This window comes from Gimesia aquarii (assembly GCF_007748175.1).
Lineage (GTDB): Bacteria > Planctomycetota > Planctomycetia > Planctomycetales > Planctomycetaceae > Gimesia > Gimesia aquarii_A.
The window spans coordinates 5,997,749-6,010,795 of the sequence record NZ_CP037422.1; the positions used below are offsets into that span (position 1 = coordinate 5,997,749).

At 43.5% G+C, this 13,047-nt stretch carries 9 protein-coding genes; 3 read left to right on the top strand and 6 right to left on the bottom strand.

Annotation, left to right across the window (positions count from 1 at the left end):
• Positions 1-69: 69 nt before the first annotated feature.
• From V202x_RS22745 to V202x_RS22755, 3 genes are all read right to left on the bottom strand, one after another.
• Complete coding sequence (locus V202x_RS22745) at positions 70-1,422, bottom strand: HD-GYP domain-containing protein (RefSeq protein ID WP_145179123.1); 1,353 nt, start codon at positions 1,420-1,422, stop codon at positions 70-72.
• A 243-nt stretch (positions 1,423-1,665) separates the two neighbouring features.
• Entirely contained in the window at positions 1,666-2,913 is a 1,248-nt protein-coding gene (locus tag V202x_RS22750) for a hypothetical protein (protein ID WP_145179124.1), read from the bottom strand.
• Between the two features lie 53 nt (positions 2,914-2,966).
• Positions 2,967-3,815 carry a sugar phosphate isomerase/epimerase family protein gene (locus tag V202x_RS22755; RefSeq protein ID WP_145179125.1) on the bottom strand — a complete coding sequence of 283 codons (849 nt, stop codon included), beginning with the start codon at positions 3,813-3,815 and terminating at the stop codon, positions 2,967-2,969.
• Positions 3,816-4,093: 278 nt separating this feature from the next.
• On the opposite strand from V202x_RS22755, the gene V202x_RS22760 reads away from it, so the two are divergent.
• Both V202x_RS22760 and V202x_RS22765 read left to right on the top strand, forming a co-directional pair.
• The gene (locus V202x_RS22760; RefSeq protein WP_144985954.1) at positions 4,094-4,570 is read left to right on the top strand and encodes a universal stress protein; all 477 of its coding nucleotides are present in this window, start codon (positions 4,094-4,096) and stop codon (positions 4,568-4,570) included.
• Between the two features lie 78 nt (positions 4,571-4,648).
• Positions 4,649-6,256: an SLC13 family permease gene (locus tag V202x_RS22765; protein WP_145179126.1), complete on the top strand. Its 1,608-nt coding sequence runs from the start codon at positions 4,649-4,651 to the stop codon at positions 6,254-6,256.
• 8 nt (positions 6,257-6,264) lie between these two features.
• On the opposite strand, the gene mnmE is transcribed toward V202x_RS22765, so the two are convergent.
• Genes mnmE through V202x_RS22780 form a run of 3 tightly spaced genes read right to left on the bottom strand, consistent with a single transcriptional unit; the run spans position 6,265 to position 10,556 of the window.
• On the bottom strand, positions 6,265-7,647 hold the full coding sequence (gene mnmE, locus V202x_RS22770) for a tRNA uridine-5-carboxymethylaminomethyl(34) synthesis GTPase MnmE (protein WP_145179127.1): 1,383 nt from the start codon (positions 7,645-7,647) through the stop codon (positions 6,265-6,267).
• Positions 7,648-7,671: 24 nt separating this feature from the next.
• Complete coding sequence (gene yidC, locus V202x_RS22775; RefSeq protein ID WP_145179128.1) at positions 7,672-9,807, bottom strand: membrane protein insertase YidC; 2,136 nt, start codon at positions 9,805-9,807, stop codon at positions 7,672-7,674.
• Positions 9,808-9,809: 2 nt separating this feature from the next.
• Entirely contained in the window at positions 9,810-10,556 is a 747-nt protein-coding gene (locus tag V202x_RS22780) for a metallophosphoesterase family protein (RefSeq protein WP_145179129.1), read from the bottom strand.
• Positions 10,557-11,629: 1,073 nt separating this feature from the next.
• On the opposite strand from V202x_RS22780, the gene V202x_RS22785 reads away from it, so the two are divergent.
• Positions 11,630-13,024 (top strand): sigma-54-dependent transcriptional regulator, encoded by a 1,395-nt coding sequence (locus V202x_RS22785; protein WP_145179130.1) that lies wholly within the window; start codon positions 11,630-11,632, stop codon positions 13,022-13,024.
• The last annotated feature ends 23 nt before the right edge of the window (positions 13,025-13,047 follow it).

A 13,047-nucleotide genomic window follows, 5' to 3' on the forward strand; every position in this document is an offset into this window, starting at 1 on the left:
CTGGCAATTACAGGTTTAAGAACCAATGTAAGTTCAGAAGAATCAGCAGATTATAACGATTAAATGAGCTTAGACTTGACCGTCGAAGAGTTCGGAAGAGAGGTCAATCTCATCTTTCCCGGGAGTCGGTAAGGCTTGATCGATCTGCAGTTCATTCTGATCGAGATCAATAATATTATCTGGATCCGCAGGATCAGCCCGTTTTCCATCAGCAGATTGGATGATTTGCACAATCGGGCTGGTATATAAATTTTGATTCCGTCTGATGACTCGCGCCGCGCTTCCATCAGTTAAAGTGACAAAACTACCAACGGGAAAGAGCGACAGCAAGTTTAATAAAGCTCGCATTGCTGCTGAATCAATCGTTTTATCATTTGTTTGTCTGAGCAGATATTCCATTGCAGCATAAGGCATCAGAGCAGGGCGGTCTTCTCTGGATGTTGTTAAAGAAACATAAGAATGAGCGACATTCAAAATTCGAGCAAACATGTGGATCATTTTATGTGTACGATTACGAGGGTAGCCTTGACCATTAGGTTGCTCATGAACCTGATAGCAAACGACGGGAACAATACTGGGAATTCCAGCAACATTTTCGAGCATTTCCAGCGAAAATATCGGATGCTTTTGAATTTCCATGAGCTCAAGCGGGTTAAGCTTGCGACGCCATGTGCCAATTTTGTCCTGCACACGCACCATTCCCCAGTCATGTACGAGTCCACACAAACCAATATTTCGCACATTATTTTCATCCAAATTCAGTTCTGCCCCAATCGCCATTCCTAGCAGTGACATCTGTAAACAATGCTGAGAAAGCGTTTCATCTTGTCCTGCTTCTGCTGCAGTTGAAATCACACTATCTGCATCAGCCGTCAATTGCGTCAGATAATTAGCGGCCATGCCGGCAATATCCGCTCCTTTGGGAGTTTCGCCTTTCAAGGCACCACGCATCATATCATCCAGCGATTCACCATATTCCTGCTGTTGTGCAAACAGCTTATCGCGACTTTCCTGGTCATAACCTTTACAACCATGCACGACCATCGAATCTCGAAGAGCTGGTCCGGTGTTAGCCACAAACATCGATCCAGATTCGATGAGAGTATCCAGCTTCTCGGTTAATACAGTCGAATAAATGCCACCATCAGAATCATCGATGTCTGCAAAAGCACTTAAACTCACTGACGCGGCATCATCACTATGAATTTCGACATTAGACATGTTCCGATCACGCAGTAGTTGTTTGAACCGTGAATTAACGACTGATCCCGCAGCTAATAACAAAACTCCATTGGAATCATGAATCGCATTGTTAATTGTTCTGCCGACAATCAAATCTTCAACACGTACGGAAACTGTCTGCTGATCATCTGCAGATGATTCGGCGGCCTGATCTATTTTTTCATTGATCTCAGTCGTCATTTTTACTACCTGTATCGAAACTGATTCCTAATTTTGCATCAAGGAAAACAGATTATGTCTTGTTTTAAATTGGAATACAGTTCTCTGATCCCATGAGCTAAAACTCATTAAAAACTTAGGTTAAAAACAAACTAAGGTTTTACGATGGAGGGGAATCCGATGAAAATTCCAATTCCAATCCTAACGATTGGTTTGAATAACCGGACCGACTGAGAATCCAAGGAGGCGAAACACTGTCTTTAATTATACTGGAGTCTGTTTTAAGATTGATGTGATGTCAGTCAAGACATCTGCCTCACTGAGAAGATTGGTGGAAACAAGACCACGTAAAGGGAGGGGTGTTCCATCAATTCGATAAATGGAACCTGGAAAGTGAATGCCGTAAACACCTGTTGGAATATACACATTCAAATCTAAGTCATCAATATTAGCAGGCCCGACTAAGATGGTGGAAACTTCTGTCAAATACTTCTGCGCTTCTGTTGATAAACTCGAAAGGGGTTGCGCTCCTACTAAAACACAAAGATCGATTTCACCCCGTTGTATTAATTGACTGGCTGAAAACTCGATGGGAAAGTAGCGTGGATACCCAGCTGCAAAATTCACGTTAGCGGCATAACCTGTTTGCCATGCCAACACATGCTCTACGCCTTTGGTATCGCTCGCAGGCGGTACACTGATTGTGTGACATCGGCGATCAGCTTGAATCTCTCGTACCAATATTGATAAAGCTTCGATCTCACGATGTGACAAATGACCTTGTTTAAATTCTGGACCAAAAAAGAAAACAATATATTTGCTCTGTTGGATGAGACTGACTAATTCCTTCAAATCAGATATAGAAGCCCCTGCTGACTCACCTTCATGGAAATCAATTCCTTTTAACAGTCCTCTCAAGTACCAGATCACCTCAAACGTGTTTTGTGCTTCCACCTGAATCGATTTATCGACATCTTCAGAAGATCCAGGAGTTTTCGTTCCCATTGACACAATCGTTCGTGGAAACTCTTCGTGCCCAGCAAGAAGAGTTTCCCGGTGACAATGATTTGTGAGCAATGCATCTGCTCCCCAATAAATAATCAAATCGGCACGACTGCGAACTTCTCCCAGCGTACAAGAGGCCTCGCCCACCTGTTGTAATGCCCTTACGTTAGAGGACGCAGCGGTATCTATGGTAGCTCCAATTTGATCTGCCAGACCGACTGCCGCTCGATTTGAATCAGTAGAGGATTGTGACATCCCCCAAATTAGAGGTGCTTTCGAAAGATGAATCAGATCGACTGCCTGTTGGACAGCGTCGGAATGAGAAACCGTACGACCATCAATCAGGGGCAACAATGGGTCCGTCTGTCCAAATTGTTCAAACCAAGATCTTCCTTGCGAACAAATTGTCTGAACATTGAGAATTTGGGTTCCATCAGTTGTGATTTGAATATTATCACATACGCAACAACATCCTGCACAAGTCACATCTTCAATCACATTCGCCACAAACGGACTCCAAAACCACGCATAAAATGAAAGCAGTAAACAGGCAGGACACCTTAGCCAATTTGTTCTTTCAATTCATTTAGCAGTGCTACGGCTTTCCCAATATCGGCTTTTTGTTGTTCTCGATCTTCCGGTATTTCTCGTTCAATAGTCAGAGGACCGGTATATTCAATGTCGTTGAGAGCACGTAAATATGTTCCCATACCAACATCGCCTTCACCGAGAGGGACTTCCGCCCCCCATTCAATTCCACGTTTGCCTTCTGCAGCCCAAGTCGCATCTTTACAATGAACACTGGCTACAAGGTGGCCAACGCGTTTCAAGGCAGCAATGGGGTCGCCTGTTCCGTAAAGAATCATATTAGCAGGATCAAAATTAATTTTCAGATTATCACGGCCGACATCACTAATGAAATCAAGCAAATGATCTGCGGTTTCCTGTCCAGTTTCCAGATTCAGAGTCTGGCCATTCACTTTTGCATGGTCGAGTAAATTCTGAGTCACAGAAACCAGCTCTTTATAATCCTCCGAATTCCGATCTTCAGTGACAAATCCAATATGCAAGGCAATTGTGTTGCACCCTAACAACCTGGCGAAATCGGAGATTTCTTTCATTTCTTCAACACGAGCGGCACGTGTCGCTTGGGGAACCAGCCCAACCGTTTGTTTCGTTGTGGGAATATCAGCATAGCTTTCTCCATCAAACCCACCAAAAACACACGTAATGGTAATGCCTGCTGCATTGCACCGTTCTAGAAATGCTGCTGCTGCCTCTGGAGTCCGTGTTTCTTTATGTGGAGCATGAACTTGGATCGTGGGAATTCCTAGTTCCTGAGCTACATCAAGATGAACCCCCAAACCTGCATCAACCGAAGCAAATACACCAATGGGCCATTTTTCCATAATTCTATCTCCAGAAACTGATCTTTTTGTGATTCTTTAGATGATCCAATTCAAAAACTGATAGAACCCTAAAACAATTGGGAACTTGTCTGTTATCATAAAAAGAATTCGCTGGTTTCACAAATGAGCACCTTGTTTTCTTTACAATTTAAAGAAACACACAACTTAATGCTATTTTACAACTTGCCCCGTCTATTGTTTCCAGACAGAGTCGTCCTATAATGGAAGCTTATCAGGAAGATCAAAACAAACTGACCAAACAAAAGAGGTAATTTGCCATGATTGAAATCAATAAAATTCTCATACCAACCGATTTTAGTGAAACAGCACAAGCTGCTACCCAATATGCTGTCGAACTGGCAAAAAAATTCGATGCAAAATTACATTTACTACATGTCATCGAAGACCCGGTCGTCTACATGCCGATGTTTGAAAGCTATGCGCTACCTCCTAAAGAAGATTTTGAGAACTTCGCTGAAACACGATTAGAGAACTGGATTCTGGACGAAGATAAAGAGGGGCTTACTATTGAAACAGAGTGGGTTCATGGCAATCCGTTCGTCGACATCCTGAAATGCGCTAAACGTGAAGATGCAGATTTAATCGTTGTTGGGACTCACGGACGTTCCTTTACTGCCCATTTATTATTGGGGAGTGTTGCGGAAAAAGTAGTTCGCAAGGCAAAATGCCCCGTATTAACAGTTCGTCCGCAAGGGCATCAATTTATCCATCCAGGTATGGCAGATGATGAGTGAGCAATCTCTTTGTCTTTTCAATTCCTTTTTCCTCTCTGGTTGAATGATTCACTCAGATAAATCAGGTATTTCAGATTTGTGATTGGCGACTCATCACATTCAGCAGAAAGCCGAATTCCCTTTTATGGGAAGCTATTCAGTATTATCGCTTTATTGATCATACTGAATCTACCAACCCCACAAGATATGTCAGCCGCTGCACAACGCCTGGCTGCTGTGACAGCTTTGATGGCAATTCTCTGGATGACGCAGGCGCTCCCCATCGCAGTGACGAGCCTGGTTCCTTTAGTGGCATTTCCCATCTTTGGGATTCAAGACCCCAAAACAGTCAGCCAAGCCTATATTAATCAAAACATTTTTCTTTATATGGGCGGTTTTATCATTGCGCTCGGAATTGAAAAATGGGGCGTTCATCGACGTATCGCCCTACATATCATCAATGTGATCGGCTCAAGTCCACGGCGTGTGATACTGGGCTTTTTGTTCGCCACGGCATTCTTATCCATGTGGATTAGCAACACGGCATCCACATTACTAATGCTGCCAATTGGTATGGCTATCATTGGTTCAATCACAGAATTAACAACACTGGAATCTCCAGAAGCATCTTCAAAGGCGATACACCATTTCTCAGTCGCACTACTGCTGGGGATAGCATATTCAGCCAGCATTGGAGGTGTGACAACTCTGATTGGAACTCCTACTAACATTGCCTTTCAGCAGATCTGGCTCGCCCAATTCCCCCAGGGGCCTCAACTGTCCGCTGGGGAGTGGATGGTGATGGTTGTCCCTTTTGGAATCACCTTTTTATTTTTGACCTGGGTAGTTCTCTGCTGGAAAATGCCAAGTTTATCTAAATCGCAAGATTCTTCTCAGGCAATTATCCGTGAGCACATACATAAACTGGGGCGTGCTTCGCGACCTGAAATTCTGATGCTGATCATCTTTGTAATGACCGCGATTTTGTGGGTGACACGTAAGCCTCTAAAATTTGGGGCTTATGAACTCCTTGCCGGTTGGGAGCAGTTTCCAATTTACTTTCTCACAAAGTGGGGGATTCCAGTGGAAAATGTTTCTGGCTGGGTTCATGACTCCACGGTTGCCATGGGAATGGCCATCTTAATGTTCGCGATTCCCGCACAAAAGTCAGAGCAGGCTGAGACAGAATATCTCATGGATTGGGAAACAGCAGAACGACTTCCCTGGGGCGTGTTGTTATTGATCGGTGGTGGCTTTGCTATCGCGGGCGCATTTCAAACGACAGGTTTATCAATTTGGGTTGGTCAAATATTCTCTGAAATTGTGACTGGCTGGCCTCCCTGGGCGCTCATCTTTACTGCCTGTCTGATGCTGACATTTCTGACCGAGTTCACATCTAATATTGCAACAGTCAACACTGTCCTTCCCATTCTGGCTGCCACTGCCATCAGTCTGAATGTGGACCCAAGAATCATCATGATCCCTGCGGCGATTTCAGCCAGTTGTGCGTTTACAATGCCCATTGCAACTCCTCCCAACGCGATTGTCTTTGCTTCCGGGCAGATTAAGATTTCCGATATGCTAAAGTACGGAATCATCTTGAATCTGATTGGAGTCTTCCTGTTAACCGCATTTATGTTATTCTACTTCATCCCACAAATGGGTATTGAACTTGGAAAAGTTCCAGATTGGATCTATCAACCTTAGCTTAATCTTTATTTCCCAATACAGAATTTACTGAAAATACGATCAAGGATGTCATCGGTATATACTTGCCCGACAATTTGACCAAGGTGCTGTAAAGCATCACAAATTTCGATCGCAACCAGTTCTTCACCCATTCGTAATGTGGCTGCTTCTTCCGCCGCCTGCATTGATTGACTGGCAGACCGCAAACTTTCTCGGCAGCGCGAAGCAGTGGAACCAATCAGAAACTTGCTGCCACGGTGGTATTCTGTCAAACGTGTTAAAATCAGATTCTTGAGTGCTTCAATTCCCACACCCTGCGTAGCACTTAACATGACATCACAATCAGGAAATGATGTATTTTTGAGTGGTTCAGAGGAGAGGTCACTCTTGGTTTTTACAATGATGACATTTTGCTCTGCAGATAATTGATCACGTTGTATCTGGTCTTTACTTTTCAGCTCTGAGTCAATATCTGCCGCAGTACACCAGATTACTAAGTCTGCTTGCGCGATTTGTTCTCGTCGAAAATCCTGAGCACTAAGCGATACTCCATGTTTTCCTGATTCCATCCCGGCCGTATCGATCAGGTGAATTGATTGGCCTTCCCATTCTAAAGAAGTCACCAGATAATCCCTTGTCGTTCCTGCCACATCTGAAACCAACGCAGCTTGAGCATCACCAACTAAGGTATTATATAGCGTACTTTTCCCCGCATTTGGCAGACCTGCCAGGACTACAGTAAGCGTGCCCGTTGATTCCATGCGATGAGAAGAATCGTCATAAAGTTTTTCACAAAACGTGCGAATATCATGTAAGCGGGAAACGAGTGTATCACGATCAATAAATTCGATGTCTTCTTCTACAAAGTCCAAGCCTGCTTCCAATTCGGAGAGCAATTCGAGTAGATTCATTCGAGCCTGCGCAATACGAGTAGAGACGCCTCCTGCGAGCTGACTGAGGGCTAAATTCAGTTCTTCGTGATCATAGGCATCAATCACACCCAAGATTGCTTCTGCCTGCACTAAGTCAACACGCCCGGCGAGAAATGCTCGTAATGTGAATTCTCCGGGCCGGGCCATCCTCGCACCATGCGAACCGAGATTCTCAATCGCAGATTCCAGCAATGGTGGAGCACTGACCGTGTGAAACTCAGCTAATGGCTGCCCCGTGAAACTGCGCGCTGTCGGCCAATAGTATAAAGTCCCAGGGAGACACAAGTCCGAATCAGTTAACCGTAATTGCCCAGAATGGCGTTCCGATCGTCGGGAACTTTGCCATTCGCTGGTTGATTCAAAACAAGTTGATAAGCATGGTACTATATCGTCCCCACTAATTCGAATGATTCCAGCTGCACTACTTCCTGGAGCAGAGGCAAGAGCAACGATCGTGTCGTCAAATTGAAGATTCATGCCGAGTCTCTTAGGGAATCATCGTTATCGACGTTTTTTGGACTTTTTACCTGCCCCTTTTAGACGAGAACTTTGCTGTTTCTTCTTTTCATTCAAAGCAGCCTGCTCCTGTGCTTGATCAGCAATTTCCTGTAAACGAGCGAACCATCCTTTTTTCTCAGGCTTATCATTATTGGAAGCGTCTTTTTTAGGAGCTTGATTTTTTTTAGATTCCGCTTTGACTTCTATTGTTTTTGAGTCCGTCGCTGCGGCAGGAGAAGGATGTCGTTTTGATTGAAAATCAAGTAGTTTACGCTCACAAATCCCCCATAAGCTGGAAGCAATAAAGTAAACACAAAGACCAGCGGGGACTCGATAAAACATGAATCCCATCGCGATCATCATGTAATTCATAATCTTGTGTTGTAACTCCTGATCTTTATCGGTCGGTGGTGGCATGAACAACTTCTGCTGCACAACAAATAAACCGACTGTAACGATCGGTAACAGATTAAAGTAATCACCCAGAAACGGAATTGCGAAGGGAAGCTGAAACAACTCATCAGGTGCGGCTAAATTATCAATCCAGAGGAATGGTGTTCCCCGTAGCTGGACCGCATTATTTAACGCAGTATACAAGCCAAAAAAGATTGGCAACTGCAAGAAAATGGGGAGACAACCTGCTAACGGATTGTAATTGTTTTTGCTGAACAACTCCATTTGCGCTCTACCGAGCTTCTCGCGATCATCGCCATATTTCTTTTTGAGCTCTGCGATCTGGGGCTGGAGCTCTTTCATCTTTTGAGCTCCGACTGCCTGCTTTCGAGAAAGCGGATAAAGACTACCACGGACCATAATTGTCAAACCAATAATGGCAAGCCCGTAAGACAGACCGATGCTGTGCAATGTAGTCAACAACCACAACATCAGTTTGGCAACCGGACCAAAAAAACCGAAGTCCATAATTTCGGTCGCCTGCAAAGGGGGGCCGAGCAATGACTCTCGTTTAGGTCCGACATACATGGCATAGGTATGTGTTTCTTCAGCACCAGCCGCCAGTTCCATATCAACCGAATTGATTTTAACAGATATGCTGCTTTGCGATACATCTTTCAATGAACGGCTGATCAAAACAGGTTCAATGCTCTTATAATAGTTTGACCGCATCTCACCATTGACAAGTTCTGGCTTGTAATTTTTGCCGTCTGGTGTCAGAAGAGCGGCAAAATATTGAATATCAACCCCGGCAAATTGAAATGCGCGAGTTAACTTCTCAACATTACCAGCATCGATTTCTTCAACAATGTCGGGAGCATACAAGGTAACCGTATCGATTTCCAAATCATCTTGAAGAAATCCAATCCGTACATCGCGAAATTTACGCGTATTATCGGCATTTTCGAGTGGAACTCCAACAGGGCCTAAAAGCTGATAATCCAGTTTCTGTAATGCATCGCCGTGATTGATCACGTTAATTTTAAAATGGACTAGATAGCCAGCCTGATCTGTATCACGAAACTCACGAAAGGTTTTACCTTCAGGTACTGGATATTTCTTGAGACTATACTGCTTTTGAACTTCAATGCTGCCATCAGGGGCTGTCAGTCCCATGCGAACCGACTGGATGATTTTGGGGTCAAGCGGATCTTTGACCTGTTCCAGTATTTTCCAGTTTGCGCTCTTCGAATTTGTTTTTAATGGTGCCAATTTCTCATTTAATTGTTTAATGTCCAAGTCCAACGAACGCCTGACATCTTTCCCCGCGGTAAATTCATCCAAAACTTTTAATGGCTGCTTATTTGCCTTTAACTCCTGATAGAGTGGATCATTTAAATGAGCATCAATCAGCGATGCACCTTCAGTCGTAACAGACACCTGCAAAAAATAGCCTGACTGGGGATCAAGTGAACCCAGAACTATCTTTTGACGAGGATTGTTGAGAAGGTCTGCTTGTTTAACAGCTTGTTGCGTAGGCTTATTCTTTTCAACTTCCTCAGCCTCTCCTGGTTTTTTCGCAGCCAGAGGGGCCTCTGCTTCAGGCTTCGCCTGCGCAGCGTTTTCAGGTGCCTTTTTCACCGCTGGTTTTTGGGGAGGGGCAATGAGGGGGACGACGAAAAGTTGCCAGGCAAACAAAACAGTCGCAGACAGAGTGACGAATAGTAAGAGTCTTTTTTGTTCCATTGTTATCGACCATCACGCAGACGGTCGCCCAAGAAGTTATCTAAATCAGGAATGTCGTAAATTTTTTCTGCGGTGGCATTGAAATCGTATTCGACTCGGCAGAAAGTTAACTTTTCATCATCAAGAATTATGTAGGAAGATCTGTTGTCAGTATCACGAGGTTGCCCAACCGAACCAACATTCACCAGAAATTTTTCCGCTCCAAAGTCGTAAACGTAATCTACTTCGTCTGGTGCAAGGAAATTCATACTTTCTGTGAAAATTCCCGGAATGTGCGTGTGACCTTGAAAACAATATTGATCTACCAGTCCAAAAATACGTTCCATTTTTCTCTGGTTGTAAATGTCTTCCGGAAAGACATATTCATTCAATGGATTTCGTGCTGATCCATGAACGAACAAGAGTTTTTCTTCGCGAATCATACGGGGAAGTTCGCCCAAAAAATCCCATCGATCCTGATTTTTTGATGCATCACCCGTTTCCAACATACGTCGCGTCCAGAAAATGGCACGTTCCGCACCAGCATTGAAACCTTCGGGATCAAACAGAGCAGCTTGATCATGATTTCCCAGGAGGGACTTTTGACAGCGTTTACGAACTAGATCAATACACTCGCGCGGGTTGGGACCATATCCAATGATGTCTCCCAGGCAATAAATCTCGCTGATTTCACGGCGGTCTATGTCAGCCAGAACTGCTTCCAACGCTTCAAGGTTTCCGTGAATATCACTTATTATTGCTCTTAACAACGGATAACTCCCATTATCTGTTACCGGAGCCTCATAACAAACAGGCAAATCTCCCGGTAATAATCATTGAAGACACCTCAATCTAAGAGGCGACCTTCGGTAAGTAAAACACCCTGCATTCGAATGGTAAATTGATACCGCGTACATAGAATCCTGTCTGTTCCTAACAGGATGTTTGAGAGTCGACTGCAAAGCCCTTTGAGCTATTTGATACGATTATTTATAACCCCAGACCACTATACATTCGAAACCTAGATCTGGATTATTTCAATTCAGCACCAATAGTAGCAGTACACGGGTACCATCTCAAGGCTCTGTTTGCAGTTGTCATTCGCTATTAGTTGGTAATTCTTTCGTATTTCGTAATAAATTCCAGTAGGAATTCGGCCTCAACTTGTAAAACAATGACCAAAAAGGATCTAGATCATAGAAAAGTCATTAGCCACTTCAAATTTATCTGCTCTCAAGCTCCCTCAAGATTGAATTCTCTCTCTTATTTCTTGTTAATTCAGGTGATTTACCGTAGATCGAATCAAATGTACCTTCATTTCACATTGTAGGAATTATACACATCTTAACAGAATAGGATACACCATTACGAAGGTCTCAAAACCGGCACAATTGACAATATTGTTTTTCTAGTAGTGTTGCAGGGGCACAAATGTTGCTTTTTTGCAACAGCCACACCTCGGATTTCAGGTACAGATCTCGTTCTGATTCTCAAAAACAACAGACGTCATAGGAGCATGTTGCCAGTTTGAAACTTATGCCCTATGTTTTCAATATCCCTTCATTACTGTTTGCTCCCCAGTTTGATTGTTAGACAAAAGTTCCTCCAATCAGGTAACTATATGTCTGCATGAAACTTAATTTGATTTGCTCATTCGTTTTGAGGAAATCGAATACCAGCGCGCTCTGCATTTGAAATCAATGATTGATTTTAAATCGAGCAACAAACAGATTTTCAATTTCAAATTGTGAATCCAAGAGAAACATCCTATGTAACTTCACAATCAGATTCAGCTGTACGATGATTACAGCATAACTAACACACTTTGGGTGAGACAAATTCAATGAAGACAAATTCTGGTTCATTACTGGTAGTTGACGACGATCAAAATATTCTGGAAGCGATGGCTGACTATTTACGAAGTCTCGGCCACCGTACAGAAACATCATTAACCTGTCTGGACGCCATTGAACGTCTGAAGGAATTTCCATTCCAAGTGGTCGTGTGCGATGTCAATTTACCAGACCAGGACGGCTTTCAATTACTGGAATGGGTGAGAGAGAACTCACCTGAAACTGCCGTTATTATGTTGACGGGATTCGGAACTATCGAAAGTGCTGTAGAGGCGATCCGGCTTGGTGCTTTCGAATATTTGACCAAACCGGTCATTGATGAAGAACTAAGTCTGACCATTGAACGATGTTTGGAACAGAGGCAGGTTGTAGAAGAAAACAAGTCACTAAAAGCCCAACTCGATCAGCGTTTTGGTCTGGCAAATATCGTGGGCCAAGACTACAAAATGCAGAAAATGTTTGATTTGATCGAAAGTGTAGCAGATACTCGGACGACGGTCTTAATTCTGGGTGAAAATGGTACGGGAAAAACGATGACTGCACGTGCGATTCACCAGCTTAGCGATCGCTGCAGTAAACCATTTGTTGAAGTTGCCTGTGGCGCGCTTCCAGATACTTTACTGGAGAGTGAGCTTTTCGGTCATAAAGCCGGCGCCTTTACGGGAGCAACTCACGACAAAGTTGGTAAGTTTCTACAGGCGGATGGTGGTACATTGTTCCTGGATGAAATTGCTACGTCTTCTCCCAGTCTGCAGGTAAAATTGTTGCGGGTTTTGCAGGATCGTGAATTCGAAGCAGTTGGTGATAATAAAACTCATTCTGTTGATATTCGTCTCATTTTGGCAACCAATCAAAATTTGGAAGAGATGGTAGCCAAAGGAGAATTCAGACAGGATTTATATTATCGCATTAACGTAATTACATTGACTCAGCCTGCACTTAGAGAACGCATCAGTGACATTCCGCTGCTGATCGAACACTATCTCAAAATTTATAACGAACAAGTTGGCAAATCCATCAAAGGTTTTGATGCTTCTGCAGTTCAAGCCATGTTAAAATATTCCTGGCCAGGTAATGTTCGAGAACTCATTAATGTCATTGAGCGGTCGGTTGTGTTAACAAAAGGTGATTACATTCGAATTCATGATCTTCCCGAACAAATTCGTCAGGAACAATCATTTTTGGCCTCTTCTAGCAATCGAGTGGGAAATGCCTCATTAAAGAGTGCTTTAGCAAACCCTGAACGTCAAATCATTATCGAAGCCCTTGAGGCCAATGGCTGGAATCGACAAAACACGGCCAAAGCCTTGGGAATCAATCGCACAACACTATATAAGAAAATGAAGAAGTACGAAATCGATTTCGAAAAGCAACTAATGCACTAATCATTAACCTTACTTTGCTCTAC